At 62.8% G+C, this 25184-nt stretch carries 24 protein-coding genes; 9 read left to right on the forward strand and 15 right to left on the reverse strand.

All coding sequences use genetic code 11. From position 1 onward, the window contains the following. Positions 1 to 14: 14 nt before the first annotated feature. Positions 15 to 593 carry a TetR/AcrR family transcriptional regulator gene (locus LB571_RS04815; protein ID WP_224593020.1) on the reverse strand — a complete coding sequence of 193 codons (579 nt, stop codon included), beginning with the start codon at positions 591 to 593 and terminating at the stop codon, positions 15 to 17. 85 nt (positions 594 to 678) lie between these two features. Between LB571_RS04815 and LB571_RS04820 the strand changes: the two genes are divergently transcribed. The 3 genes from LB571_RS04820 (at position 679) to LB571_RS04830 (ending at position 5656) form a co-directional block, all read left to right on the forward strand. Next, the gene (locus LB571_RS04820) at positions 679 to 1791 is read left to right on the forward strand and encodes an efflux RND transporter periplasmic adaptor subunit (RefSeq protein ID WP_140617807.1); all 1113 of its coding nucleotides are present in this window, start codon (positions 679 to 681) and stop codon (positions 1789 to 1791) included. Continuing rightward, positions 1791 to 4901: an efflux RND transporter permease subunit gene (locus tag LB571_RS04825; RefSeq protein WP_140665892.1), complete on the forward strand. Its 3111-nt coding sequence runs from the start codon at positions 1791 to 1793 to the stop codon at positions 4899 to 4901. Before LB571_RS04820 ends, LB571_RS04825 begins: the two co-directional genes overlap by 1 nt. 140 nt (positions 4902 to 5041) lie before the next feature. Next, entirely contained in the window at positions 5042 to 5656 is a 615-nt protein-coding gene (locus tag LB571_RS04830; RefSeq protein WP_015316234.1) for a TetR/AcrR family transcriptional regulator, read from the forward strand. Positions 5657 to 6039: 383 nt separating this feature from the next. Here the strand turns inward: LB571_RS04830 and LB571_RS04835 are convergent, their stop codons facing one another. Then, on the reverse strand, positions 6040 to 7002 hold the full coding sequence (locus tag LB571_RS04835; RefSeq protein WP_015316232.1) for a LysR family transcriptional regulator: 963 nt from the start codon (positions 7000 to 7002) through the stop codon (positions 6040 to 6042). Between the two features lie 107 nt (positions 7003 to 7109). Here LB571_RS04835 and LB571_RS04840 point away from each other — a divergent pair, with 107 nt between their 5' ends. Beyond that, complete coding sequence (locus tag LB571_RS04840; RefSeq protein WP_015316231.1) at positions 7110 to 7745, forward strand: FMN-dependent NADH-azoreductase; 636 nt, start codon at positions 7110 to 7112, stop codon at positions 7743 to 7745. A gap of 54 nt (positions 7746 to 7799) precedes the next feature. Here the strand turns inward: LB571_RS04840 and LB571_RS04845 are convergent, their stop codons facing one another. Further along, positions 7800 to 8099 (reverse strand): AzlD family protein, encoded by a 300-nt coding sequence (locus LB571_RS04845; protein ID WP_224592592.1) that lies wholly within the window; start codon positions 8097 to 8099, stop codon positions 7800 to 7802. Continuing rightward, positions 8096 to 8830, reverse strand: coding sequence for an AzlC family ABC transporter permease (locus LB571_RS04850; RefSeq protein ID WP_224592595.1), 735 nt, complete (start codon positions 8828 to 8830; stop codon positions 8096 to 8098). Before LB571_RS04850 ends, LB571_RS04845 begins: the two co-directional genes overlap by 4 nt. Before the next feature lie 171 nt (positions 8831 to 9001). Here LB571_RS04850 and LB571_RS04855 point away from each other — a divergent pair, with 171 nt between their 5' ends. Next, positions 9002 to 9460, forward strand: coding sequence for an Lrp/AsnC family transcriptional regulator (locus tag LB571_RS04855; RefSeq protein ID WP_224593022.1), 459 nt, complete (start codon positions 9002 to 9004; stop codon positions 9458 to 9460). Between the two features lie 174 nt (positions 9461 to 9634). Continuing rightward, positions 9635 to 10837, forward strand: coding sequence for an MFS transporter (locus LB571_RS04860; protein WP_224592598.1), 1203 nt, complete (start codon positions 9635 to 9637; stop codon positions 10835 to 10837). A gap of 81 nt (positions 10838 to 10918) precedes the next feature. Here the strand turns inward: LB571_RS04860 and LB571_RS04865 are convergent, their stop codons facing one another. Next, on the reverse strand, positions 10919 to 12919 hold the full coding sequence (locus LB571_RS04865; RefSeq protein ID WP_140793270.1) for a putative bifunctional diguanylate cyclase/phosphodiesterase: 2001 nt from the start codon (positions 12917 to 12919) through the stop codon (positions 10919 to 10921). 285 nt (positions 12920 to 13204) lie between these two features. On the opposite strand from LB571_RS04865, the gene LB571_RS04870 reads away from it, so the two are divergent. Then, entirely contained in the window at positions 13205 to 14239 is a 1035-nt protein-coding gene (locus tag LB571_RS04870) for a class I SAM-dependent methyltransferase (RefSeq protein WP_015316225.1), read from the forward strand. Positions 14240 to 14351: 112 nt separating this feature from the next. Here the strand turns inward: LB571_RS04870 and LB571_RS04875 are convergent, their stop codons facing one another. Both LB571_RS04875 and LB571_RS04880 read right to left on the reverse strand, forming a co-directional pair. Further along, positions 14352 to 14642 (reverse strand): HlyU family transcriptional regulator, encoded by a 291-nt coding sequence (locus LB571_RS04875; protein ID WP_140617800.1) that lies wholly within the window; start codon positions 14640 to 14642, stop codon positions 14352 to 14354. Between the two features lie 44 nt (positions 14643 to 14686). Further along, a complete protein-coding gene (locus tag LB571_RS04880) occupies positions 14687 to 15328 on the reverse strand; it encodes a TetR/AcrR family transcriptional regulator (RefSeq protein WP_224592601.1) in 642 nt (213 codons plus the stop codon). 83 nt (positions 15329 to 15411) lie between these two features. On the opposite strand from LB571_RS04880, the gene LB571_RS04885 reads away from it, so the two are divergent. Continuing rightward, positions 15412 to 15579 carry a hypothetical protein gene (locus tag LB571_RS04885; RefSeq protein ID WP_181177954.1) on the forward strand — a complete coding sequence of 56 codons (168 nt, stop codon included), beginning with the start codon at positions 15412 to 15414 and terminating at the stop codon, positions 15577 to 15579. Positions 15580 to 15693: 114 nt separating this feature from the next. Here the strand turns inward: LB571_RS04885 and LB571_RS04890 are convergent, their stop codons facing one another. The 5 genes from LB571_RS04890 to LB571_RS04910 all read right to left on the reverse strand — a co-directional run bounded on the left by LB571_RS04890 (position 15694) and on the right by LB571_RS04910 (position 18554). Further along, positions 15694 to 16392 (reverse strand): PadR family transcriptional regulator, encoded by a 699-nt coding sequence (locus LB571_RS04890; protein ID WP_015316222.1) that lies wholly within the window; start codon positions 16390 to 16392, stop codon positions 15694 to 15696. A 144-nt stretch (positions 16393 to 16536) separates the two neighbouring features. After that, a complete protein-coding gene (locus LB571_RS04895; protein WP_181172913.1) occupies positions 16537 to 16917 on the reverse strand; it encodes a thiol-disulfide oxidoreductase DCC family protein in 381 nt (126 codons plus the stop codon). 3 nt (positions 16918 to 16920) lie between these two features. After that, positions 16921 to 17979: a DMT family transporter gene (locus LB571_RS04900; RefSeq protein ID WP_224592604.1), complete on the reverse strand. Its 1059-nt coding sequence runs from the start codon at positions 17977 to 17979 to the stop codon at positions 16921 to 16923. Between the two features lie 3 nt (positions 17980 to 17982). Beyond that, the gene (locus tag LB571_RS04905; RefSeq protein WP_224592607.1) at positions 17983 to 18264 is read right to left on the reverse strand and encodes a DUF333 domain-containing protein; all 282 of its coding nucleotides are present in this window, start codon (positions 18262 to 18264) and stop codon (positions 17983 to 17985) included. Next, positions 18261 to 18554 carry a GYD domain-containing protein gene (locus LB571_RS04910; RefSeq protein WP_015316219.1) on the reverse strand — a complete coding sequence of 98 codons (294 nt, stop codon included), beginning with the start codon at positions 18552 to 18554 and terminating at the stop codon, positions 18261 to 18263. The genes LB571_RS04905 and LB571_RS04910 overlap by 4 nt, the downstream gene beginning before the upstream one ends. A 340-nt stretch (positions 18555 to 18894) precedes the next feature. Here LB571_RS04910 and LB571_RS04915 point away from each other — a divergent pair, with 340 nt between their 5' ends. Then, positions 18895 to 19953 carry a TauD/TfdA family dioxygenase gene (locus tag LB571_RS04915; protein WP_224592611.1) on the forward strand — a complete coding sequence of 353 codons (1059 nt, stop codon included), beginning with the start codon at positions 18895 to 18897 and terminating at the stop codon, positions 19951 to 19953. A gap of 59 nt (positions 19954 to 20012) precedes the next feature. Here LB571_RS04915 and rpoD read toward each other — a convergent pair whose 3' ends face one another. The 3 genes from rpoD to LB571_RS04930 form a co-directional block, all read right to left on the reverse strand. Beyond that, the gene (gene rpoD / locus LB571_RS04920; RefSeq protein WP_140713786.1) at positions 20013 to 22037 is read right to left on the reverse strand and encodes an RNA polymerase sigma factor RpoD; all 2025 of its coding nucleotides are present in this window, start codon (positions 22035 to 22037) and stop codon (positions 20013 to 20015) included. Positions 22038 to 22464: 427 nt separating this feature from the next. Further along, positions 22465 to 24399 (reverse strand): DNA primase, encoded by a 1935-nt coding sequence (dnaG, locus tag LB571_RS04925; RefSeq protein WP_224592614.1) that lies wholly within the window; start codon positions 24397 to 24399, stop codon positions 22465 to 22467. Positions 24400 to 24541: 142 nt separating this feature from the next. Then, positions 24542 to 24910: an RcnB family protein gene (locus LB571_RS04930; protein ID WP_224585886.1), complete on the reverse strand. Its 369-nt coding sequence runs from the start codon at positions 24908 to 24910 to the stop codon at positions 24542 to 24544. Positions 24911 to 25184: the final 274 nt, after the last annotated feature.

A 25184-nucleotide genomic window follows, 5' to 3' on the forward strand; every position in this document is an offset into this window, starting at 1 on the left:
AGCGCGTGCGGCTTTCAAGCCGCGACGGCTTTGCGAACCTGAGCGGTGGCGGCACTCAGAAAAGCCTTCGCGAGATCGGGATCATTGACGGCGCGCGAGAGGACGACCGCGCCGACCATTGTCGAGAGAACGGCCATGGCTCTACCGCCGGGCGCATCGCCGTCCGCCTCGCCAACCCATGAGCCCAGCATCTCGAGGTATTCTCGGATGCCGGCCTCAAATGATGCCTTCACCTCGGCGCCTTGCCTGGCGGCATCCGAGCCAAGCGCAACCACCGGGCAGCCGTCCATCCTTTCCTCGCGATGCCCCGTGCTGAGATAGAAGTCGATCACGGCGCCAAGCGGATCCTCAGGGCTCGCCGCGGCCGCCGTCGACCATCGGTTCGCAGCGCTTTCCAATGCCCGTCTGGACGCCTGCGCGACCAAGTCGTCCTTGGACGCGAACTGCTTGTAGAACCCGCCTTGGGTCAGCCCGGCGCCCTCCATCAAATCCTTGACGCCGATGCCATCGAATCCGCGCTCCCGAAAAAGCCGGCTCGCTACATCGATCACGGTTTGCCGGTTCTGCTCAGCTTGGCTGCGAGTCACACGCATCATTCGTCTCCTTTTTTGATTGCGTTCATAATCTATATCAGTTATAGAGTACGAATGCAATTTATTTTCACAGAAGGCGATGGGCATGAAAAAGAAACTCATTATTGGGCTGGGGAGCGTTCTGGTCGCGGGGTTTGGGGTGGCTGCATTCGTCACGCTTCCCATTCGCACACAGGCAGCCGCCGTCGTGGCTGACCCGAGGCAGGAAGCACCGATCGTCAGACTCGTGACGGCAGTGGCGGTGACAGGATCCGAACGCGGCTTCACGGGTACAATTGCCGCGAGGGTGCAGAGCAATCTTGGGTTTCGCGTACCCGGCAAGATCATCGAGCGCCTTGTAAATGTCGGCGAACAGGTCAAGGCGGGCCAACCGCTGCTGCGGATCGATGATACCGATCTTGCCCTTGCCCTCACCGCCAAGCGCAACGCTGTCGCGGCTGCGCGCGCTGTCCTGGTTCAGACCAGTGCGGACGAAAAGCGCTATGCGGTTCTGGTCAAGAAGGAGTTGGCCGCAACCCCGCAGCGTTACGAGCAGGCGAAGGCAGCACTCGATACCGCGACGGCACAGCTTGCCGCCACCGAAGCGGAAGCGAAGGTCGCGGAAAACGAGGCGGCCTATTCCGTCCTGGACGCGAACGCCGACGGAACCGTCGTCGAAACGCTTGGGGAGCCAGGACAGGTTGTCGCCGCGGGACAGACCGTGGTTCGGATCGCGAACGCCGGCCCCCGTGAGGCGGTGGTCACGCTTCCCGAAACGATCCGGCCGGCGATCGGCTCGGTAGCCGAGGCGGGCTTGTATGGAGGCGATGGGCGGCATTTTACGGCGCATCTCCGGCAGTTGTCGGACGCTGCCGATCCCCAGACTCGTACCTATGAGGCCCGTTATGTGCTCGATGGTGAGGCCGCGGCAGCACCGCTTGGCGCGACGGTAACCATCCGGCTTGCAAGCCAGGCAAGTCAAACGGAAGTCCAGGTGCCGCTCGGAGCCGTGCTGGACGACGGTCAGAAGACCGGCGTTTGGAGTTTGGACGGCGCAACCTCGACCGTACACTTTCGGCCCGTCAAGCTTGTTCGTGTAACCAGCGAAACCGCCGTGATCTCCGGGCTGAGCTCGGGCGATTCGATCGTTTCGCTCGGTGCTCATCTCCTGCAGGAAGGCGCTCGCGTCAGGACTGCCTCTGAAAACAGGAGCAACTGATGAGCCTCAATTTTTCCGCGATCGCCGTTCGCGAGCGAGCCGTCACCCTTTTCTTCATCATTCTGCTCGTCGCCGCCGGCGCCTACGCTTTCCTCATGCTTGGACGTGCGGAGGATCCCAACTTCACCATCAAGACCCTGACGGTCACGACCGTATGGCCGGGCGCGACGGCGCGCGAGATGCAGGACCTCGTCGCCGAACCGTTGGAGAAGCGACTTCAGGAGTTGACCTGGTACGACCGTGTGGAGACGACGACACGGCCAGGCTATGCCTATTTGACGGTCACACTGAAGGACAGCACACCGCCATCCAGCGTGCAGGAGGAATTTTACCAGGCCCGCAAGAAGCTCGGGGATGAAGCCCGCAACCTGCCGCCCGGCGTGCTCGGCCCCTTTGTCAACGACGAATATTCCGATGTGAGTTTCGCTCTTTACGCCCTTAAGGCGAAGGGCTTGCCCATGCGGGAACTCGCCAGGCAGGCCGAGACCATTCGCCAGGACCTTCTGCATGTGCCCGGCGTCAAGAAGATCAACATCCTCGGCGAACGTCCCGAACAGATATTCGTCGAGTTTTCCTATGCCAAGCTGGCAACCCTCGGCGTGTCGGCGCAGGATATCGTCGCTGCCCTGCAGCGGCAGAACACCGTCACACCGGCGGGCTCGATCGACACAGAGGGGCCGCAGGTCTTCATCCGCGTCGACGGCGCCTATGACAGTGTCCAGACGATCGCCGACACGCCGATCGTCGCCGCGGGACGGACGTTGAAGCTCTCCGACATCGCCGTGGTCCGGCGCGGCTACGAGGATCCTGCCACCTACGTCATCCGTCACCAGGGTGAGCCGACCATCATGCTCGCGGCGGTGATGCAGGAGGGCTGGAATGGTCTTGAACTCGGCAAGGCACTGGAGGAGAGGTCAGCAGCGATCGCACAGACGCTGCCTCTCGGAATGACGCTGGCCAAAGTGAGCGATCAGGCCGTCAACATCGGCTCGTCGGTCAACGAGTTCATGATCAAATTCGCGATGGCGCTTGGCGTGGTGCTGCTGGTGAGCCTGCTCAGCCTCGGCTGGCGCGTCGGCATCGTCGTGGCGGCCGCCGTCCCGCTGACGCTCGCCGTCGTGTTTCTCATCATGCTGGAAACCGGCCGGTTCTTCGACCGCATCACGCTTGGTGCCCTCATCCTGGCGCTGGGCCTCCTCGTCGACGACGCCATCATCGCCATCGAGGTGATGGTGGTGAAAATGGAAGAGGGCATGGATCGCATCAAGGCGGCGGCCTATGCATGGAGCCACACCGCGGCGCCGATGCTGTCGGGCACGCTGGTGACGATCGCGGGGTTCCTGCCGGTGGGCTTCGCGCGCTCGACGGCCGGCGAATACGCCGGCAACATCTTCTGGGTCGTGGGGTTCGCCCTCATCGTCTCCTGGGTCGTCGCGGTTTTCTTCACCCCTTATATGGGCGTCAAGATGCTGCCCGCGATCAAACCGGTCGAAGGCGGCGTTCACGCCATATACGACACACCGAACTATCGGCGCCTCCGCCGGCTCATCACCTTTGCCGTGCGCCACAAGTTCGTGACCTGCGCTGCCGTCGGCATCGTCTTCGCGCTTTCGGTTGTCGGCATGAGCGGTCTCAAGCAGCAGTTCTTCCCGACATCCGACCGTCCCGAAGTGCTGGTCGAGGTTCGCCTGCCGGAGGGCACCAGCATCGAGACGACGACCGCCACGGTCGAGAAACTGGAACACTGGCTTGGCGGCCAGCCCGAGGCCAAGATCGTCACGAGCTATGTCGGTCAGGGCGCTCCCCGCTTCTTCTTCGCCATGGCGCCCGAATTGCCTGATCCCGCCTTCGCCAAGATCGTCGTCCTGACACCGGACGCGGACGCGCGCGAGGCCTTGAAGCACAGGCTCCGTGAAGCGGTTGCGACAGGGCTTGCCCCTGAAGCGAACATCCGCGTTACGCAACTCGTGTTCGGACCTTACACGCCGTTCCCGGTCGAGTTCCGGGTCATGGGGCCAGACCCGCGGCAATTGTACATCATCTCCGAAAAAGCCCTCGACATCATGCGCGGCGTACCGGACGTGCGGCAGGCCAATCGCGACTGGGGCAATCGCACGCCGGTACTGCGCTTCATCCCGGATCAGGACCGATTGAACCTTATCGGCCTGTCGCCGGCGGAAGTGGCCCAGCAGCTCCAGTTCCTCCTCACCGGCATCCCGGTCACGCAGGTCCGCGAGGACATCCGCAACGTCCCCATCGTGGCCCGCAGCGCCGGCGGCGAGCGACTGGATCCATCGCGTCTGGCGGATTTCTCGCTGATGAGCCGGGAGGGCCGCCAGATTCCACTCGACCAGATCGGTCACTCCGAAGTTCGTCTGGAAGAACCGATCCTGAAACGTCGCGATCGCACACCCGTCATCACGATCCGCTCGGACATCAATGAGGCGACCCAGCCTCCAGAGGTTTCCAAGCAGATCATGACGGCCCTTCAGCCGCTGATTCAATCCCTGCCTGCCGGCTATCGCATCGAAATGGGTGGATCGATCGAGGAGGCAACCAAGGCCAACACAGCGCTGGGCAAGGTCTTTCCGGCCATGCTCGCCGCCATGCTGATCGTCATCATACTGCAGGTGCGATCCTTCTCGACGATGGCGATGGTCATGCTGACGGCACCTCTCGGTCTCGTTGGCGTCGTACCGATGTTGCTGGCCTTCAACCAGCCTTTCGGATTCAACGCCATCCTTGGCCTGATAGGCCTGGCAGGTATCCTGATGCGCAATACGCTGATCCTGACCGAACAGATCAAGGAGAACCGTGCCGCCGGTCTTGACGACTATCAGGCGGTCATCGAGGCCACGGTGCAACGCACAAGGCCGGTGATCCTGACCGCACTTGCCGCCGTTCTGGCTTTCATCCCCCTCACGCACTCCGTCTTCTGGGGATCGATGGCGTTCACGCTGATCGGCGGCACGGCTGCCGGCACGGTGCTGATCCTGCTGTTCCTCCCTGCACTCTACGTAGCGTGGTTCCGGATCAAGCCGGCCACGGATGAGGTCCAGGAGAATTCAACGGAGGAACCGGAAGTGCCGGCAGCAATGGCGGCCGAGTAGGGCTCCGTTGTCGCAGGAGACGGTTCGAATTCCTGCCCGTTGGCTCTGCCTGGACACAGGCCAACGGCACGAACTTGCCGCTTACAGACGATCGTCCACGCAAGTCCGGCCGGTTCGCTTCATCAATTCTGGAGACATGCATGAACCGTCCAGTTCGAACACGAACTGCTCCCGACGAGATGCGCGCGCGCATCCTGGCTGTGGCGGACGAGCAGTTTCGCCGCCTCGGCACCCATAAGACATCGGTGGCTGATATCGCCTCCGAACTCGGCATGAGCACGGCAAACGTCTATCGTTTCTTCCCCTCCAAGGGTGCGATCATCGAGTCCGTCTGCGGGCGGGTCGTCAACGAGGTCGCCGGGATCGCCTCTGCGATCGCATGCACGAGCGCGCCGGCCCCGGAGAAACTCGACCAACTCCTGACCGCGATGCACCATCACAGCAAGACCACACTGGTCAAGGAAAGGCGCATGCACGAGATGGTTGTCGCCGCCATGCAAAACAACTGCGCGATCATCAAGGCGCATACCGAGCGGGTGGTAACGATCCTCGAAGCGATTATCCGCGAGGGCATCCAAACACGGGAATTCAAGGTCGAAGATCCAGTGGAAGCAGCGCGCGCGGTCAAGACCGCCTTCACGCCGTTTTTCCACCCGATTCTGATCGAGCACCGCCTTCGACACGGCGAAGATGACGAAGCTGGCCTGCGCGAGCAGATTCGCTTTATCCTGAAAGGTCTGGGAAAGTCCGACTGAGGCGCGTGCCGTTGGTCCGGCAGGGCTTGGCGATGGAAGGCGACCAGAAGATGGAGGTCGACACATTGGTTTCGCGACGCCCAGCAAAGTGGAAGGACATTATCGCGACCGGCTGTGAAGCGTGGAGTTCCCCAACAGTCTCCGAAAGGCAGGTGATCGTGTCCTTGTACGCAGCGGAGAATGCAATGGCGAGGCAACCGAAACCGTCCAATCCCGTTATGGCTGGCTCACCCACCTTGCGGGCTCACATTTGGGATGGACACATGAAAAGGACCTATGAAAAACCGACACTGCGCAAATGCGGAAAATTGACCGCCCGTACGGCGCAGCTCGTGGTTTCCGGGGTGACGCAGATCGAATGATTTTCGGCTGAGTTCCAGGATTCAGCCGCCGGCGTTCGCATCACCGTCGGTGTCCGGCTCCTCTTCGGGCACCTCGCCCGGCTCGAACTCGTTGAAGCAGCCGAGCCCGCGCTTGAACCGGTCGATCAGCCAGGCCGCCGCCGGCTTTGGACTGCGATCGTTGCGGTGCATGGCAAACAGGGGCGAACTCACTTCCTTGTAGGGTTCGAGGTCGAGTTCCACCAGGCGGCCGCTGGCCAGGTCGTCGGCGATCAGCCAGCGCGGCAGCCCGCCCCAGCCGAGCCCCTCACGCATCAGTATGTGCTTGGTGCGCATGTCGGTCAGTCGCCACGTGCGGTAGGCGAAGACGCCGTAATCGCGTCCCTTGGTGCGCTCGGACTGGTCGATCACGACAAGCTGCGTATGCTCGCGCACATCCTCGAGCGCCACCGGCTTCGGCAGCAGGGCCAGCGGATGATTGGGCGCTGCCGCCGGCACCAGCGACATGAAGCCGATGCGCACGAGATGCACGTCGACATCGCCCAGCAGGCCGCCAATGCCGAGATCGGCCTGTCCGCTGACGACAAGATCGGGGATGAGACCGAGCGTGCCGATATACAGGCGCAGCATCACGGTCGGAAACCGCGCCTCGAATGCCTTGAGCACCCGCACCAGCACGGGGGAAGGCAATGATACGTCCACCGCCAGCGCCACCTCGGCCTCCAGCCCGTGATGGTGCCCGTCGACGCGCGAGCGCATGCGCTGCAGCACGCCAATCATGCGCCGCGCGTCTTCCAGCATCGCCCGGCCGATCTCGGTCAGTTGCGGCTCGCGCGTGCCCTCGCGCTCGAAAAGCTTCAGCCCGAGCTGCGCCTCGAGATTGGCGATACCGTAGCTGATGACGGATTGCGCGCGGTTGAGCTTGCGGCCGGCTGCCGAGAAACTGCCGGTATCGGCAACGGCGACAAGGATTTGGAGCTGGTCGAGGGTCGGGTTGGGCTGCATCGTTGTATCTACTTTATGGATGGATCGTATCGAAAATATACCAGTTTATCTGATTGGTCGATGCCCCATATATGGCGGGACAATTCATCCCACTGGAGAGACCCGCTATGTCCATTCTTCTCGTCACCTCGAGCCCGCGCGGCGCTGCCTCGCACTCGACCCGCATCGCCACCGAGTTCGCCCAGAAGCTTCTCGCAGCCGACCCGTCGAACACGCTGGTCGTGCGCGACCTCGTCGCCAACCCGCTGCCGCATATCGATGCCGACTATGCGACCGGCATCTACACGCCGGCCGATGCCCGCACCCCGCGCCAGGCCGAAGTGGTCGGCGTTTCCGATGTCGTGCTTGACGAGTTGTTCGCCGCCGACACGGTGATCCTGGCCACCGGCTTCATCAACTTCAACATCTCCTCGACGTTGAAGTCCTGGGTCGATCACGTCGCCCGCTCCGGCAAGAGCTTTGCCTATGGCGAGAACGGCCCCAAGGGTCTCGTCACCGGCAAGAAGGTCTACATCGTGCTGGCCTCCGGCGGCATCTATTCCGAAGGTGCGGCCGTGCAGTTCGATCACGCCGTCCCCTACCTGCGCAGCGTGCTCGGTTTTATCGGCATGACCGATGTCGACGTCATCCGCATCGAGGGCGTCTCCAAGGGGCCTGACGCGGTGGATGCCGCGCTCGCCAAGGCTACGGCCACGGTCGATGCATTGGTTGCCGCCAGCCGTGATGTCGCGGCTGCAGCGTAAGACTCTCGGTCCATGGTTTGTCAAAGGCAGGCGTTCGCGCCTGCTTTTTTCGTTCTAGCCGATCAGATGCCTCAACAGGCTGGCCGAAGCGACCCCGATCAGCACGGTTGGCAGCATGGAAAGCCGTGTCGCGGCGACCAAGGTGATGGCCAATGCCGCGAGATCGGCGGGATTGCGCGACACGAAGGCCGGCGCGATGACAGAGATCAGCACGCAGCCGGGTGCTGCCTCCATCACCGCCGTGGCGCGGGGACTGAGCACGCGGTTGCGCAGCACGACATAGCCGCCGATCCGCGTCAGATAGGTGACGCCGGCCATCAGCACGATGGTGAGGACGGTTACCATGTCGATCATGCATCACCCGCCATCAGCCAGGCCGCGGCCAGCCCCGACATCGCGCCCGCCGCGACGTACCAGGCACCCGGAATGAAGAGATAGACCAGTGCCGCGACGGCCAGGCTGACAAGCCAGGGCCGCGCCGCCGCGACGCCCTTCCACATGCCGCGCATCAGCACCAGGAAGACGGCCGGAAACGCCATGTCGAAACCGTAGGTCTCGACATGGCCCAGCATCGGGCCGAGCAAGGCGCCCAGCGTGGTGAAGGCTACCCAGGTCAGATACATCGCCAGCGCGGCACCCATGTAATAGCGCGGGCTGAAGGCCGGTACGACACCGGCGGCGGCGCGCTGTTTGGCGTCGGCCAGGCCCAGCGCCCAGCTTTCGTCGCATAGGAAGAACAGCGCCGGAAACACCTTGCGCCGCGGCAGGTCGCGCAGGAACGGCGCGAGCGCCGCTCCCATCAGCAGATGGCGGCTGTTGACCAGGAAGGTGATGGCGACGATGAGCAGGATGTGCGGCGGCGACGTCCACAGCTGGACCGCCGCGAATTCCGAGCCGCCGGCGAAGTTCAGCCCCGTCATCATGGACAACTCGACCGTGCTCAGCCCTTTCTGCACGGCCTGGGCGCCAAGCACCAGCGCATAGGGGATGGTGCCGAGCAGCACCGGCGCGCAGGATGCCACGCCACGGCGAAACTCCGATCCCGAACCATTGCCGACCGTCTCGACTGCCTGTGAAATGCTCATACCCTGCCATTGGGCGGCCCCACAGCCGCCCTGCCCTGCGTTTGAAAATCCCGTGATGTCAGGGGCAAAACATACCTACAGCTCTCCGCAATTTGGTTGCGAAGATTGTTGTCTTTCGTCAGATTTTGGCATTCACTGTTACGAAGCCGCAGGAAAATGGAATTCAACGCCATGAAGCTCGACGACATCGACAAACGCATCCTGCGGGCGTTGCAGCGAGACGGCCGCATGGCCAATAATGATCTGGCCAATGAGGTCGGCCTGTCGCCCTCGCCTTGCCTGCGGCGCGTCAAGCTCCTGGAGGAAGCCGGTATCATCGACCGCTATGTCGCCGTGATCAATCCGGCCAGCATCGGCAAGGGCCTCACCTTCTTCACCCGCATCTGGCTGGAGGCACAGGACGAGGACACGATCGAACATTTCGCCACCGAGGTCGCCAAGCTGCCGCAAGTGATGGAGTGCTATCTCATGCTCGGCGACTGCGACGCCATGGTGCGCGTCGTGGCCGCCGGCATCGATGACTACCGGCGCTTCCAGTCGGAGCATCTCAGCCGCATCAAGGGCGTGCAGAACGTCAAGACCGACGTGCCCAGCCAGACGATCAAATACACATCGGAACTGCCGATCTAGGACAAGCCAGCGCAATCCAAGGGTCTGTATCCGTCAAAGCCCTAACGTCCAGACTGGATAAAAAATGCAACCGGATTGTAGGATGGGCGCTGGTGCCGGCGTCCTTCGGACGCAAGGGCACGGCGAAGCTGGACCGTGCCACCACAAGACCGCGTTCCGGCATGGGAGAAAACCATGAACCATTCCTACCGTTGGGTCATCGTCGCGGCTGGCGCGCTGATGTCCTGTGTCGCCATCGGCACGATGTTTTCGCTGGCGATCTTTCTCGAACCCATGGCGCTCGATACCAATTGGTCGCGCGCGGGCATTTCGAGCGCCATGACACTCAATTTCCTGGTGATGGGCCTTGGCGGTTTCGCCTGGGGTGCCCTGTCCGACCGGTTCGGCGCCCGTATCGTCGTCACGATCGGCGCCGTGCTGCTCGGGCTGGCGCTGGTGCTGGCAAGCCGCGCCGGTTCGCTTCTCACCTTCCAGATCACCTATGGCGTGCTCGTCGGGCTCGCGGCCAGCGCCTTCTTCGCGCCTATGATCGCGCTGACGTCAGGCTGGTTCGACACCAATCGCGGACTGGCCGTATCGCTGGTCTCGGCCGGCATGGGCGTGGCGCCGATGACGATCTCGCCGCTCGCCCGCTGGCTGATCTCCGCCTACGAATGGCGTAGCGCCATGTTCGACATCGGCATCCTGGCCTGGGTGCTTCTGCTGCCCGCCGTGCTTCTGGTGCGCCAGCCGCCGAAGGCTGTCGCCTCGGATGCCGCCGCATCACAAGCCGCCGAAGGCGCCGGCCTCACGGTCGGCCAGGCGCTGCGCTCGCCGCAATTCATCGTGCTGGGGCTGACCTTCTTCGCCTGCTGCGCGGCCCATTCCGGCCCGATCTTCCACATGGTCAGCTACGCCATGCTGTGCGGCGTCGCCCCGATGGCCGCTGTCTCGATCTACAGTGTCGAGGGTCTGGCAGGCCTCGGCGGCAGGCTGCTCTACGGCGTGCTGGCCGACCGGCTCGGGGTGAAGCCGGTGCTGATCGCCGGGCTGGCGATCCAGGCGATCGTCATTGCCGCCTATCTCTCGATCAGCCAGCTCGACCAGTTCTATATGCTGGCCGTCATCTTTGGCGCCACCTATGGCGGCGTCATGCCGCTCTACGCGGTGCTGGCGCGCGAATATTTCGGCCAGCGCATCCTCGGCACCGTATTCGGCGCCGCCACCATGCTCTCCAGCCTCGGCATGGCGCTGGGGCCGCTTGCCGGCGGCATGATCTTCGACGCCTATGCCAGCTACCATTGGCTGTTCATCGGCTCGGCGCTTATCGGCCTGGGTGCCGCGGGCATAGCGATCGCTTTCCCGCCGCTGCCACGCAGGGCGTTGCAGACGGCATAGGCATCGCCGCACTGCAATCGTCGCCAGAGGGCAGACGGGCTTGACGGGCCAATGGCCGGTCAAGCCATGCCTACCTCGCGGTCACGCCGACTTGAGAACCGTGAACGGCCGCTTCTGAATGGCCCGCTTGGTCTGGAAATTCGCGGCCGGAGCCGGACGGCCGACGTGAAAGCCCTGGACCTTGTCTATGCCGAATTGGCGCATGAGGACCATCTGCTCTTCGGTCTCCACCCCTTCGACCAGAATCTTGTGGCCGCGATTTCTGACCAGCGCGATGATGTCCTGCAGCATCGCCATGCCCTTGGGGGTGCCGCAGTCGTGAAGAAACGAGCGGTCGATCTTGACCGTATCGAAGTCGATGAGACGAAGCCATGAAAGGCCGGCGAAGCCCGTCCCGAAATCATCGAGCCAGATCCTGATCCCGAGCAGCTTCAGGTCACTGATGCAGCGCAGGATGTCGGAATGCATCTCCATCTCCAGCCCCTCGGTGATCTCGAAGGCCAGCCTGTTTCCGGTTACGCCGGTCTCCCCCAGAATGGTCGCGACCGACGTCGCGAAGCCAGGCGTCTTGAGCTGGATCGGCGAGACGTTGACGCTGACGACGCGCACGTGATCCTGCGCCAGGAGTTCGGCGCACACCGTCCTTATTGCCCAGCGCCCGAGCTCGAGGATGGCGCCGGTTCGTTCCGCGACGGGAATGAACAGGCTCGGCGGAACCAGGGTGCCGTCGAGCATCTTGAGGCGCATCAGCGCCTCCACGGCCTCGAACCCGCCCGACGCGACGTCCTGGATGGGTTGGTAGACGAGCGAAACGAGGTCCTGGCCAATGGCGATCTTCAGCAAGGCCGCCAGGTTCTCGCTCTCGTCGCTGCTCTGGGGATCGGTCGGATCGAACAGCCGGGCACAGTTTCGGCCGCTGGCTTTTGCAAGATAGAGCGCTCGATCGGCCTCGTGGATGATCTTCTCCAGCTTGGCGGCGGTCTGCTTCCTGGTGAACGCCGCGCCCACGCTCGCCGTCACGATCGAGATGCCATCCCGGCGCAACTCATGCGCGATCGCCAGGTTCTCGATCGTGCGGCAAATGGCTTCCGCCAGATCCGCGACCTCGCCCTTCTTGTCCATGCGGGCCAGAACGATGAATTCCTCGCCGCCATAACGGCCGATGGAGCCATCATGTTGCTTGATCAGGTCGCTGAGCGCATCGGCGACCTGGATCAGGCAACGGTCGCCTTCCTGATGGCCATAGCAATCGTTGAACTTCTTGAAGAAGTCGACATCGATGAGGATCGCCGCGAAACCGTGGCCAAGCTTTTGCCAGTCGTTCCAATAGTCGCGCAGTTTTTCGTCGATCGCGCGCCGGTTCTCCAGCCCTGTCAGCGGATCCGTCCGCGACAGCCTGAGCAGGGCCTTGCCGCGCTCGGTCGCCTCCTTGTGCTGGATCTTGGCTTCCAGCGCGTTCAGGAAGACGTTGTAGCGTTCTTCGTTCAGCTTCCAGTTCACATAGGACGTGAATGTGAAGCACGAAACGTAGAAGGTGCCGAAGACCATTTTGTATATCAGCGTAGCGGGTAAAAAGTAGTTCACCACATACAAGATGCACAAAATTATCGTCGACGTTATGATCGAGACCTTGAAGCGGAATGTGAAGAAGAGATTGGCACTCATCATGAAAATGGTGCCAAAGACCATATAATAGGCGACGCTTTCCTTGTTCGCGCCCATGGACGCGGGGCAAAGCCAGCCGATATAGCCAAAGATGATGGCCGCGGCGCAGGTTACGTCAAGCCAGTCGGTGGCGGCTCCCCTGCGAAGCTGTGCTTCCAGGACCAACAGTGCAGTCAGTCCGACAGCGAAGCGGGCCGTGATCGTAAGGGCGGCCACGTCGGGTATCAGCAGCAGATCCGATGCCGAAAACAAGACGTAGATGACGACGGCGATCCAGAGGCCTGGCCTGGCTTCCTTCCTTCGCTTCGCCTGGGCTTCCGTGCGGTAAAGGGTTCGAAGTTCGGCCGCCCCCAGCTCCTGACGCGGCGGTTCCGCATCCACCGCATCGGCCACTGCGGATGACGCGCGTTCGTTCACGACAAATCCCGACTGAAGGACATTTCGCGTTCCGAACTCTTTTCCAGCTTCTGCCCCCAACGCAGACCGACTCCTTGGCGCGACACGACTTGCCGCGCGATCAAATGCAATGACGCAGGACAAGTTTCCGTTAACTCGAACCCGGAATCCCGCTCTCAAAAACCCCAAAGAATTGATATGGTTAGCGGGAAATTAATCATATCGATAGAATGCAACGGAGCCGCCGTTGGCAAATCGAGTATTCTACGCAATAAGTTAACTGACTGTTAACTATGGAGCCTTGGTGTGCAAACTGTCTTTGACGGCCAGAGTCTGATTACTGCTGAAGCGATCGCCGGTGGTCTCCGTCGAGGAAAGCCCGAGCATCATGGCGAAGCGTTCGAAACCGCTCGCGCGGAGCTGGCGCTCATCCTCCACGCCACACAGCAACAGGTCGAGCAGCAAAAATTTCCCGCCGAGATCGTCCGCCGCCTGCTGTCGCTTCTCAACGCGCTGCGCGCCAAGGTCCATCCCGACGTTTGGCAGGCCTTGATACCGGTGGCGCAGAACCACCCGATCCAGAAGTACTTTCTGGAGGATCCGCTGACACATTGGTCCTTCACCAAGCCCAGGGGTTATTCCGGCGACGCGCAGTTGCTCGACTACATCTATTGCGACCCGCATGTTGCCGAGAGCGTCGCAAGCGCCTCGGAGGTCGGCAAGGCGCTTTACAGCCACACCCAGAACGTTCCGTCATGCGTCGCCGCACGCGAGCGCCGCGATCTGCTGACCCGCTATGTCGATGAAACCGCGGCCAGGAACGGGCCCGAAACGGAAGTCCTGGCGATCGCTGCCGGCCATCTGCGCGAGGCGAACCGTTCGGCCGCATTGGCCGAGGGCGGCCTCAAGCGCTGGGTCGCGCTCGACCAGGATCCCCAGAGCGTCGGACTGATCGCGCGCGACTTCCAGGGCACCGCGGTCGAGGCCATCGACGGCTCGGTGCGCACTGTGCTCACCAGAGGCCACAAGCTCGGCAAGTTCGACCTCATCTATGCCTCCGGCCTTTACGACTACCTCCAGCACAACGTCGCCGTGAAACTCACCAAGACCTGCCTGCAGATGCTGAAGCCGAACGGGACCTTCCTGTTCGCCAACTACGCCGAGGGCACTCCTGACGCCGGCTACCGGGAAACGTTCATGGACTGGGTGCTGCTGCTGCGGTCGGAGGTCGACATGTGGAACATCATCAACGCCAGCGTCGACCGCAACGCAGTCGACGCGCAGGTCTACTTCGGCGAGAACCGCAACGTGCTTTACGGCGTCATCCACAAGCGTGGATAATACCCGTCTGGATGCAAACCGGCTGACGTAAGACCTCGAGCGCTTCGACCGCGGTGCTCGAGGGTTCGGTCCTCTTACGCGCACCCCAGGCTCGTTTCGGGAACGGCATGCCCTAGCCGAAAATCCGCTCGCCCTGTTCGTCGACGAGCTGGATGCCTTTCTTGATCGAGATGTCGACGGCGTCGTCCAGCCCGGCGAAACGGTCGGCGCGGATGAATTTGTGCTCCTTCACCACGCCGTCGACTTCCTTGGAGACGACGCCGCAGGTCTGGTACTGGCCATCAGCCTTGTAGGGCGTGGCGCTGATCGTGAAGCCCTTGTGCTCGACCTGCTTGGCCGGTGCGGCACTGCCGGGCTCGGCCGCTTCGCCGCCACCGCCGAAAAGACGCTTCAGAAAAGACATCGCTCAAATCTCCCTGTCGCCGGCGATCGCGGTTCGCGTGCGATTCACGACGTTGTTCCTCCAGCATGCGCGAATGTGCCGCCGCATTCCAGTCCCCTGATGAAGACGGAGACCAGGAGCTCGATCTGCTGGCCGATCTCATCGGCCTGGCGGCGGTCGGACCTGGCCGTATAACCGCTGGTGACGATGCCATGTACGCTTGACCAGAGGGTTCGCGCGGCGATCCGGCGCGTGTCCTCGTCGAGATCGAAGCCGCCATCGGCAAGCACGCTGGCGATGATCTCGAACAGCCGGTCGAGCCGCGCCTCGTAGACGTCGGGCTCGGTCAGCACCGGACGCCGCCTGTTGAAGGCAAGCAGCGCCGGCCAGCTGCCGGGATGCGCCTCGACGAAGCGAACATAGGCGCCTGCCAGTGCCATCAGCCGTTGGCGCACGTCGGTGATGCCACGCCTGGCAAGCTCGGCCATCGCCGCGGCGCCCGCGCCCCCCAGCCGGTCGAGCAGGCGCATGTTGACGGCGCGGTGCACCCCGTCCAGATCGGAAAACAGGTTGTAGACCGAGCCGACCGAGATGCCCGCCTGTTCGGCAATGGTCCTGGCCTTCAGATTGTCCCTGCCGCCCTCGTTGAGCAGCGCTTCGGCAATGGCCAGCACCCGCTCGCCCGTCTCTTCCTTGTCGAGTGCCATGCTTTCCTTCTGAATGAGCGCGCCTAGCAAATGACCTGCTGTTTTCGACCCGACGCTGCTTCGTTTACCACATCCAGGGTATCGTGAACAGTGTTCAAAAGGTCTTGAACGAGGTTCATTCCTGCTATCGGCTACTGGCCATGGGCATCCTGCTGCTCACCGGCAGCCTCGTGAACCTGGTCAAGTACCGCACCGACGAGCGCATCTCCGCCGAGACGGCCAAGATCGAGAAGGCGCGCACGAGAAGCTGATCAGTGAATATGTCGGCAAGGAATGATGCCGACCTGCCCTGACGAGAAAAGCCCGGATCTCCCCGGGCTTTTTGTTGAGCTTTCGCGCTTCAGGAGACGCGCCGCATCGTGGGCTCAGCGATGTGTCAGCGCTTCCAGCGCTTCGGCGGCGGCTTCCAGAATGGCGATCGCCTCGGCCTGCTTTTCGGCCGGGGCATCGACGATCTCGCCGAGTGCCGCGCGCAGCCGGTGGCGGATGGCGCGGAATTCGTCGCGCGTTTCGGAGCGCTCGCCACGTCCACCCCGGCCGCCGCGACGATCCTCGCCGTCGTCGTTCCAGCCGAACCAGTCGCGCGCCTTGGCCATCTTGCGGCCGAACCGCTCGAGATGATCGAGCACGCCGTCGATCATCTCGCGATTGTCGGCCAGATGCGCCTGCCCGGCCTCGGTGATCGAGAACACCTTCTTGTTGCCTTCGCTCGACGACACGGCATAGCCAGCCTCTTCCAGGAAGGTCAGCGTCGGGTAGACCACGCCCGGGCTCGGGGTGTAGATGCCGCTGGTGCGCTCTTCCAGCGCCTTGATGATGTCGTAGCCGTGACGCGGCGCCTCGGCCAGCAGCGACAGCGTGATCAGCTTGAGGTCGCCGTCGGCCAGCATGCGCCCGGCGCGAAAGAAGTCGCCAGGTCCACCGCGGCCGCCGCCGCCCCTGCCCCCGAACGGACCGAAGCCGCCGCCCCCCCTACCACCGAACTTGCCGGCCATGTGCATGAACATGCGCTCGCCGAAATGATGACGGTCGGAATGATTGTGCCCAAAATTGTGCTTGTGCATTGATTGCTCCTTGAGTTCTATCTCACGATATATCTTAATTAGGAACACCCTGTCGGTGAGTCAAGATATATCTTACGATGTATCTGAACCAAGGGGTGGCGTCGAGGCGTCAGGCGCGGCAGGAATGGATGGTGTGTGAATGGGCTACCAGCGGCCCTTGCGCCGATTCCAGCCGTACAGCAGATCGGCGAAGCGATCGTAGGCAATGCGGGTCGGCGGCAGCATGAGCCGATTGCCGAACAGGTGCGCCAGCCATCCCTCGCCAGGCGTTGTCAGCCAGACCGCGATCGCCACGTCTGCACCGACCAGCAGCCTGCCCTGGGCGTCGGTCGCATGCAACCGGCGGCGGATGTCCTCCAGCGCGATGCCACGCGACGACAGCGCATCTGGCTCCAGGTTGATGTCGCGGAATTCGATCCGACCGGCCTTGACCGCCTCGACCAGCCGCCGCTTCTGCCGACCGATGCCGGCATCGCAGACGGGGCAGCGCGTGTTGTACCAGACGGTCAGCACGGGCCTGGACATGTGTCAGCCGTGATCGTGCCGGTGGTGCAGATCGGGATAATGCGGATGCTTGTGGCGCAGCGGCGCATGCCGGTGCAAGTGCGAATGCGGCTCCGTCACCGGCCCGTCATGATGATGCTGGTGGTGCTCGTCATGCACATGGCTGTGCTCATGCTCCAGCGCCTCGTGCTCATGCTCGTGATCGTGGCGTTCCGACAGATGCAACCAGAGCCCGACGCCCATCAGCAACCCTGCAATCGCCAGCTTCAGCGTCACGGCATCGCCGAGCATGACGATGGCCAGCAAGGCACCGATGAACGGCGCCAGCGAATAATAGGCTCCGGTGCGCGCCGTTCCGAGATGGCGCAACGCAAGGATGAACATCACCAGGCTGACGCCGATGCCGAAGAAACCGACAGCCGCCGCCGAGGCGACAATCGGCGCGGCGGGAAGCGAGGCGCCGCCGATCAATGCCAGGCCGACATTGACGGTACCGGCCACGAGCCCCTTCAGCATGGCGATCACCACCGGGTCTGTGGCCGATATCCGGCGCGTGAAATTGTTGTCCAGTCCCCATGCCAGGCACGCCCCCGCGACCAGCAACGCGCCAAGGTTGAAAGTGACGCCATTACCTTGCCACGAAAGCAAAACAGCGCCAGTGAGAATGGCAAAGGCACCGAAAAGCAGGTGCCGGTCGACATTTTCGCGATAGACGAGCCAGGCGATCGCCATCGTTGCCAGCCCTTCGAGGTTGAGCAGCAATGCAGAACTGGATGCCGTGTTGAGGATGAGGCCGAACATCAGCAGGACCGGTCCAACAATGCCGCCCATGCCGATGGCCAGTGCAAGCCATGGAATATCCTCGGCGGCCAGTCGCGCCTCGCCGGCATTGGCTTGCCTGCCGCGCAACAGGCGATAGAGGGCAAGGCCAAGGCCCGCGCCGAGATATAGCATGCCCGCAAGCATGAACGGATTGACGCTGTCGAGCAGCAGCTTGGACAGGGGCGGCGTCGCGCCGAACAAGACGGCAGAGCCGAGGGCAAGCGGTACGCCAGGCCAAAGATGCGAATGGGAATGGGTCATGGCTTACCCTATCATGGTGGCACGCCATGTCATCGACCACACCGCCAGGCACGGTTTGCGAGATCGCCCAACGGAAGTCCGCGCCTCAGTTCCGATGCATGACGGCCCGACGCATCTGTTGTCGCGAAACAGCGCCCACTCTTCACAGAGGCGCCCGTTGGGCAGGTGGCAAAACCCGTTGCCGGCCTTGTCCTTCTTGATTGTCAGGCGTCCGTCAATCGCCGCGCAATGGACCGATGCGGGATTGGCCGTGCCGACCTGTTTGCGCAAGGCGGATACTATCATCCAAGCGACGAGATGATCTCGCGGTAAGCGAGCTCCGGGAAAGCCTTCATCGTCTGCGACCTGATATTGCCGCCCGCGGCCAGCATCAGCGCGAAACGCGCCAGCACCGCATCGTCGGGCGCCTCGACCACCGCCACCATATCGAATTCGCCCATGGTCAGGTAGAACGACTTGAACGATCCTCCCATCTCGCCCAGTTGCTTCCTGGCGGCGTCGAGGCGCTTGGGCGAGTCGCGCACGTTCTTGGCGCCGTGCTCGGTCCAGTTCATCAGCATGATGTAGGTCGTCATGGTAGGCCTCTCTCCGGGGCCACGGAGCACGGCACTCAGGCCATGGGCTTGTCGACACGGCCTCGGCCGGGGCTGGCTTCCGGGGGTTGTCGCCCGAAAATGCATCCGACGCCGGAGTATCCTCCCGCTGCCGACGTCCTGCAAGCGCTACTGCGCGGGACCAATGCCGTGCGACCTCACGCCAGCCGACGCAACAAAGGCGCTCGCAGGCATCAACCGCAAATCAGCCGGCGGCGGTCAGGTAAAGCCGGTTTAAAAACCCGCCTGAGTGCGGCAATCTCCGTCGTGGGCCCAGGCCGGCAATACCTCATCCGGGCCAACCCAGCCGCAGGAGAGCTTCATGCGCGAGACATCAGAGCTGCCGCCGGAACAGATCGAAATTCCCGCCGCCTGGATCGGCGAGGACATGGCGCAGCATCCTGAAAAATGGCTGGTCGAACTGGAGCCGGAGGACGTCGCGGAGTTGGAAGCTGCCGCAACCGGCTTTCTCGCCGGCTCGCACGATATCGGCAGTCTGACCAAGGCTGATTTCCCCTTGCCCCGGCTTGCCGGCCACCTTGCCGCGCTTCGCGAAAAACTGATTGCCGGAATTGGCTTCGAGGTGCTGCGCAGTCTCCCGGTCGAGAGATATTCCGCCGAGATGGCGGCAACGATCTTCCGCGGGGTTGGCGCCCATCTGGGAAGCGCTCGGTCCCAGAATGCCCAGGGCCATATACTCGGCCATGTCCGCGACATCGGCGCCGACGCCAGGGACCCCAGGACACGCATCTACCAGACGTCGGAACGCCAGACATTTCACACCGATTCCGCCGATGTCGTCGGCCTGCTCTGCCTGCGCGATGCCATGCAGGGCGGCGAGTCCCTGCTGGTGAGCACGGTGACGATCTACAACGAGATGCGCAAGAGACGGCCCGATCTGGTCCGCCTGCTGTTCGATCCGATTGCCACCGACCGGCGCGGCGAGATCCCGGAAGGCGAAAAGCCCTACTTCGAAATCCCGGTGCTCAACTGGCATGCCGGACTGCTGACCGGCATCTATCAGCGTCAGTACATCGACAGCGCGCAGCGCTTCCCCGATGCCATGCGCCTCACTCCAGCCCATGTCGAGGCGCTGGATCTTTTCGACAGCCTTGCCAATGATGTCAGGCTGAACCTGTCGATGCGGCTCCGGCCTGGCGACATGCAGTTCGTCTACAATCATTCGCTGCTTCACGACCGCATGGGCTTTCGCGATTGGCCGGATCCCGACAAGCGGCGCCATATCCTGCGCCTGTGGCTGTCGGTCCCCGGCGACCGTCCGCTGCCGGACTGCTTCCGGCAGCGCTATGGCTCGATAGAGATCGGCAACCGGGGCGGCATCACCGTCAAGGGCGCGCGGCTGAACGTGCCGTTGCTTTGACGCCCGAAACGAAAAAGGGCGCCGATCGGCGCCCTTAACTGTTCGCGACAAAAATGAACTCAGCTATCGAGGAAGCTGCGCAGCTTGCGCGAGCGGCTCGGGTGCTTGAGCTTGCGCAGCGCCTTGGCTTCGATCTGGCGGATACGCTCGCGGGTGACCGAGAACTGCTGGCCGACTTCTTCCAGCGTGTGGTCGGTGTTCATGCCGATGCCGAAGCGCATGCGCAACACGCGCTCCTCGCGCGGGGTGAGCGAAGCCAGAACGCGCGTGGTGGTCTCGCGCAGATTGGCCTGGATCGCCGCGTCGATCGGCAGGATCGCCATCTTGTCCTCGATGAAATCGCCCAGATGCGAATCCTCCTCGTCGCCCACAGGCGTTTCGAGCGAGATCGGCTCCTTGGCGATCTTCAAGACCTTGCGCACTTTTTCGAGCGGCATGGCGAGCTTCTCGGCCAGTTCCTCCGGCGTCGGCTCGCGGCCGATCTCGTGCAACATCTGGCGCGAGGTGCGCACGATCTTGTTGATCGTCTCGATCATGTGCACCGGAATGCGGATGGTGCGCGCCTGGTCGGCGATCGAACGCGTGATCGCCTGCCTGATCCACCATGTCGCGTAGGTCGAGAACTTGTAGCCGCGGCGGTACTCGAATTTGTCGACGGCCTTCATCAGGCCGATATTGCCTTCCTGGATCAGGTCGAGGAACTGCAGGCCACGATTGGTGTATTTCTTGGCGATGGAGATGACGAGGCGCAGATTGGCCTCGACCATTTCCTTCTTGGCGATCGCGGCTTCGCGCTCGCCCTTCTGCACCTGGTTGACGATCTTTCGGAATTCCAGGATCGAAATGGCCGTTTCCGTGGCCAGATTCTGGATCTCGGCGCGCAAATCCTTGATCGCGTCCTTCTCGTTCTTGGTGAATTCCTTCCAGCCGCGCGAGGTCAGGTTGGCGATCGAACGCGTCCAGTTGGGGTCGAGTTCCGAGCCCTGATATTCCTTCAGGAATTCCTCGCGGCGCACGCCATAGCTTTCGGCCAGGCGCAACAGCTTGCCCTCGTTCTGCACCAGCCGCTTGTTGATGTCGTAGAGCTGCTCGACCAGCGCCTCGATACGCGCCGTGTTGAGCGACAGCGACTTCACCGCCTTGATCAGCTGGTCCTTCAGCTCCTTCAGCCGGCGGTCCTGGCTGGGCGACAGCGTGCCGGCGGCGGCCAGACGGTTCTCGACCTGCTGGTCCTGCAGCTTCCTGAGCTTCTTGTAAGTGTCGGCGATGACGTCGAGCGTCTCCATCACCTGAGGGCGGAGTTCCGCTTCCATCGCCGCCAGCGACAGGCTCGCCTCGTCCTCGTCTTCCTCGTCATCATCGCCGATGCCGCGCGTGTCGGCGCCGACATTGGTGATGTCGTCTTCGTCATCGCGTCCGCGACGCGACTTTTCCTCGACCTTGGGTGCTTCCTCGACGCGTTCGACCACCGGCGCCTGCTTGGCTTCGGGGCCGGCATAGGTGGCTTCGAGGTCGATGATCTCGCGCAGCAGGATCTTGGATTCGTTGAGCTCGTCGCGCCAGATGATGATGGCCTGGAAGGTCAGCGGGCTTTCGCACAGGCCCGCGATCATCGTCTCGCGCCCGGCCTCGATGCGCTTGGCGATGGCGATTTCGCCTTCGCGCGACAGAAGCTCGACCGAGCCCATCTCGCGCAAATACATGCGCACCGGATCGTCGGTGCGGTCGGTCGGCTCTTTCTTGGTGGTGGTGGCGGCGACCGCGGTGCCGGTCTGCTCGGCCAGCTCGTTGGCGTCTTCCTCGGCATCGGCGGCGGTGTCGCCGGCCTCGGCCTCTTCGCCCTGTTCGTCATCCTCGACGACGTTGATGCCCATGTCGGACAGCATCGCCATCGTGTCCTCGATCTGCTCGGAGGTCACTTCCTCGGAAGGCAGCACCGAATTCAGCTCGTCCATGGTGACATAGCCGCGCTTCTTGGCGGCCTTGATCATCTTCTTGACAGCATCATCGGAAAGGTCGAGCAGAGGCCCATCGGTGGCGCCTTCGCGTTCGGTCTCGACCTCTTCCTTTTCCTTTGTCGCCATAGTCTTTATCTTCTCCTAGCGGCCGGCCATCGGGGCCGCGTAAGCTGTCGGACCAGTCAAATCGGATACGCCCGTTTTTCTAAACGCGCCTTACCCGGCCCACAAACTGCATCCACTCTTTTGTTTGGTGCATGCCGTTGCCCCAAAACCGGGTTTCACTCTTGGGCGGCATACATTAAGTCCAGATTAACCCTGATATCTGTGGCAGGCGGGCCGCCTGTCCAGTGACCAAGTACCTTGCATCGCTTGTTTCCCGTCGACGCGGGTGCGGGTTAACGTTTCGAATCGTCCTGATTCCGTCATTCTGTCCGAAGGTCAAGCGCCTCTGGCATGATTCGCATGAAAAAAGCGAATCAATTACCCGACTTAGCGCACCGCGCCCCCAAGGGAAGCGCGGCCGCGCCTTCATTCCTGCACTCAGCTGCACTTAGGCTCGCCCAGCCCTGCCCGACGAAACGCCAAATCCTTCGATCAGCGCTTCCGTCGCTTGTACATCCTGAAACTGCGCCTGAATTTCGATCAGATGGCGGAAATTTTCGTCCGAAGGATCCGCCTCGAGCGCCGCTTCCGCCTGTTTCAGTTCCTTATGTAAGGTGCGCGCGCTGCGCTGCAAGTGCAACGCCTGGTTCAGGGCGTCGCGGGCGTCCTCGAGCGCCGCCGTCTCCAGCGCCGGCCATTGCCGCGCCCGCTTGATCAGGCCGACGGCGCGCTCCCAGATCTCGGCGCAGCCGGCCCGCTCGATCGTCGCCACCACGGCGTGGCGGTCGTTGGCCATGTCATGCGCCAGCGCATCGAGGATGGCGGCATGCAGCCGGGTCAGATCGGAATTGGCGAGATCGAGGAACTCGACATGAGCGAAGTTCTCGTCGATCAGCGCCGGATGGTTGATCAAGGCGACGATGATCGTCGCCTCGCGCACCGACATCCCTTCGCTGCCGCGCTTGACCAGCGCCGACTGGCCGAGGCTTTCGGTGATCGCCATGCGGCCGCCACCAGGCTTGGCGAATTGGCCACCGGGTGCGGTTGCCTTGCCCTGCCCCGGTTTCCAGTCCTGGCGGCCTTGGCGCGCATTGCGCTGAGAGCCGAAGAAGCTCAGCACCCGCTCGCGCATTTCCTGCTGGTAGTGGTAGCGCGTGCTTTCGTCGCGGATGCGGCTGCTGAGTTCCCGCAGCGTCTGTCCCAATTCCGCCCGCCGCTCCGGCGTGTCGAAGACGCCGCCCGCAGTCTCGCGCATCCACAGGAGGTCGACCAGCGGCCGCGCATCGGCCAGCACGGCGCGGAAGGCATCCGGCCCCTCGGCCTTGACCAGGTCGTCGGGATCCTTGCCTTCCGGCAGCAGCGCGAAGCGCGCCGAGCGTCCGGCCTGTACTGACGGTAGCGCCATGTCGGCGGCCCGCCACGCCGCCTTCAGCCCGGCCTTGTCGCCGTCGAAGCACAGCATCGGCTCCGGCGCCATGCGCCACAACAATTCGAGCTGGTTTTCGGTAAGCGCGGTGCCGAGCGGCGCCACGACATTCTCGAAGCCGGCCTGCGCCAGCGCGATCACGTCCATGTAGCCCTCGACGGCGATGACCGTACCGCCTTTCGCCAATGCCTTGCGGGCGCGGGCGAAATTGTAGAGCACATTGCCCTTGTGGAAGAGCTCGGTATCGGGCGAATTCATGTATTTGGCGAGCGCATCGGGCGCCAGCGCGCGGCCGCCGAAGGCGATGATCTTGCCGCGCGAATCCGGGATCGGAAACATGATGCGGTCGCGGAACCAGTCATAGGAGACCGGGATATCGTCGCCATGGCGCACCAGCCCGCAGGCCTCGATATCGGCCTTCGGCACGCCCTTGGCCGCCAGATGTTCCTTCAGCGCATTGCGGCTGTCGGGCGCGAAGCCGAGCCGGAACGACTGCTGCGTCGCCGGCGTCAGCCCACGGTCGCGCAGATAGGCGCGGGCTTTGGCGCCTTCAGGCCCTTGCAGGCGTTCCTGGAAGAAGACGGTCGCCATTTCCATGACGTCGGTCAGGCTGGCGCGTTCCTTCTCGCGCCGCTCTTCCTGCGCATCGCGAACCGGCATCGGCACGCCGGCCATGTCGGCGATCTTCTCGACCGCCTCGGGAAAGCTCAGTCCCTCGAGTTCGGTGAGGAACTTGAAATGGTCGCCCGAGACCGAGCAGCCGAAACAGTGGTAGCGCCCCTTCCTGTCCTCGCAGTGGAAAGACGGGCTCTTTTCGCCATGAAACGGGCAGCACGCCCAATAATCGCCACGCGAGGCATTGGTCTTCTTGCGATCCCACGCGACGCGCAGGCCGATAACCGATGAAATCGGCACGCGGTCGCGGATCTCGTCGAGAAAGGCGGGTGGAAAGCGCATTAGGGAACTCGTTTCCCCACCATATAATCATGCCCGCGATTTCAGACGACCCCTAATGCGGACGATGCCCGGTTTCCACAGGCCAGATAGAAAGGCGGCCATTGCGGACCGCCTTCTTTTTCAGTCCGGCACCAGTCGGAACTTACTGCGCGGCAAGCGCGCCGAAGATGACGCCGGAGAGGATGCCGACTAGCACATAGTCGTTGCCGACGCGGATCCATTCCTGGCCGCGGCCGGGACGGTGCAGGCCATAGCGGCCATAGTCGCGGATCGGCCGGTGCTGTCTCCAGCCGGAATATTTATGGCCATTGCGCCAGTTGTTCCGCTTCACCACGACCTTCTTCTTGAAGACACGCTTTTTCATATCCCGGTGGTCGCCGGGCCTCTGCCAGTCGACCTTGGTGTAGTTCGACTGCGGCGCGACCGGAGCATTCATCGGCGCTGCCTGGCCGGTGAGTGAGGTGGCCGCCAGCATCGAGAAAGCCAGAGCGGAAAGAACAATGCGTTTCATGGGAAGTCTCCTTGGTTGTCGATGCCAGAGGAATAGCGGCCAGGGGATGAACCGAAACTGAACGCCAGCATTACAATTGTGTAATGAATCTCGCTGTTTAGTCCGAATATTTGAACATAAGCGCAAGCAGCGGCGCCAACACCCTCGCAGGTCCGGCCGACCCACGGCTCAAGCCCGTGCAACCATTTGCGGACCCGTCCATTTTCCGACACCGGCCGTCGCCTCGCGGCGAGCCCTTGAAATCGACAAATTTTTATTATCCGGCTAAAATATT

The sequence above is a fragment of the Mesorhizobium sp. BR1-1-4 genome (assembly GCF_020165375.1).
GTDB classification, from domain to species: domain Bacteria; phylum Pseudomonadota; class Alphaproteobacteria; order Rhizobiales; family Rhizobiaceae; genus Mesorhizobium; species Mesorhizobium australicum.

Coding starts and splice junctions, on each gene's coding strand:
- LB571_RS04905 (WP_224592607.1), bottom strand. CDS start 18,264: ATGATAGTATCCGCCTTGCGCAAACAGGTCGGCACGGCCAATCCCGCA.
- LB571_RS04845 (WP_224592592.1), bottom strand. CDS start 8,099: ATGATCGACATGGTAACCGTCCTCACCATCGTGCTGATGGCCGGCGTC.
- LB571_RS04820 (WP_140617807.1), top strand. CDS start 679: ATGAAAAAGAAACTCATTATTGGGCTGGGGAGCGTTCTGGTCGCGGGG.
- LB571_RS04875 (WP_140617800.1), bottom strand. CDS start 14,642: ATGTCTTTTCTGAAGCGTCTTTTCGGCGGTGGCGGCGAAGCGGCCGAG.
- LB571_RS04860 (WP_224592598.1), top strand. CDS start 9,635: ATGAACCATTCCTACCGTTGGGTCATCGTCGCGGCTGGCGCGCTGATG.
- LB571_RS04855 (WP_224593022.1), top strand. CDS start 9,002: ATGAAGCTCGACGACATCGACAAACGCATCCTGCGGGCGTTGCAGCGA.
- dnaG (WP_224592614.1), bottom strand. CDS start 24,399: ATGCGCTTTCCACCCGCCTTTCTCGACGAGATCCGCGACCGCGTGCCG.
- LB571_RS04915 (WP_224592611.1), top strand. CDS start 18,895: ATGCGCGAGACATCAGAGCTGCCGCCGGAACAGATCGAAATTCCCGCC.
- LB571_RS04900 (WP_224592604.1), bottom strand. CDS start 17,979: ATGACCCATTCCCATTCGCATCTTTGGCCTGGCGTACCGCTTGCCCTC.
- LB571_RS04815 (WP_224593020.1), bottom strand. CDS start 593: ATGCGTGTGACTCGCAGCCAAGCTGAGCAGAACCGGCAAACCGTGATC.
- LB571_RS04835 (WP_015316232.1), bottom strand. CDS start 7,002: ATGCAGCCCAACCCGACCCTCGACCAGCTCCAAATCCTTGTCGCCGTT.
- LB571_RS04830 (WP_015316234.1), top strand. CDS start 5,042: ATGAACCGTCCAGTTCGAACACGAACTGCTCCCGACGAGATGCGCGCG.
- LB571_RS04930 (WP_224585886.1), bottom strand. CDS start 24,910: ATGAAACGCATTGTTCTTTCCGCTCTGGCTTTCTCGATGCTGGCGGCC.
- LB571_RS04895 (WP_181172913.1), bottom strand. CDS start 16,917: ATGTCCAGGCCCGTGCTGACCGTCTGGTACAACACGCGCTGCCCCGTC.
- LB571_RS04840 (WP_015316231.1), top strand. CDS start 7,110: ATGTCCATTCTTCTCGTCACCTCGAGCCCGCGCGGCGCTGCCTCGCAC.
- LB571_RS04825 (WP_140665892.1), top strand. CDS start 1,791: ATGAGCCTCAATTTTTCCGCGATCGCCGTTCGCGAGCGAGCCGTCACC.
- LB571_RS04880 (WP_224592601.1), bottom strand. CDS start 15,328: ATGGCACTCGACAAGGAAGAGACGGGCGAGCGGGTGCTGGCCATTGCC.
- LB571_RS04850 (WP_224592595.1), bottom strand. CDS start 8,830: ATGAGCATTTCACAGGCAGTCGAGACGGTCGGCAATGGTTCGGGATCG.
- rpoD (WP_140713786.1), bottom strand. CDS start 22,037: ATGGCGACAAAGGAAAAGGAAGAGGTCGAGACCGAACGCGAAGGCGCC.
- LB571_RS04890 (WP_015316222.1), bottom strand. CDS start 16,392: ATGCACAAGCACAATTTTGGGCACAATCATTCCGACCGTCATCATTTC.
- LB571_RS04910 (WP_015316219.1), bottom strand. CDS start 18,554: ATGACGACCTACATCATGCTGATGAACTGGACCGAGCACGGCGCCAAG.